The organism is Tritonibacter sp. SIMBA_163 (assembly GCF_046535935.1).
GTDB classification, from domain to species: Bacteria; Pseudomonadota; Alphaproteobacteria; order Rhodobacterales; family Rhodobacteraceae; genus Epibacterium; species Epibacterium scottomollicae.
The window spans coordinates 1-265 of record NZ_JAWJBP010000592.1; the positions used below are offsets into that span (position 1 = coordinate 1).

At 60.4% G+C, this 265-nt stretch carries 1 protein-coding gene; it reads right to left on the reverse strand.

The genetic code is table 11. The features are described from left to right. On the reverse strand, nucleotides 1-265 hold a 265-nt coding region (locus tag R0J92_RS23675; protein ID WP_411053474.1), incomplete at both ends, for a hypothetical protein.

A 265-nucleotide genomic window follows, 5' to 3' on the forward strand; every position in this document is an offset into this window, starting at 1 on the left:
CGTTCCGGGCGGGAGTCGGCGAGCAATTTCGACCCGGCGCTTAAGCGCTCGCCCGCCAAGGCTTGGGAAATGTTTTTCAAGGCGACCGGTACGCCTCCAAATATTCCGTTCCCTCCGTTTTCTGCCTCAAGCAGCGCCTGCTCATGCCGCTCTGCGGTAAAGGCATGCAGCTTCGGCTCGACTTCATCCAAACGCCGGAAGCTCAGCTCCACCAACTCCCTTGGGCTGGCCTCCCCTTTTTTCACCAGTTCCGCAAGCGCTGTCG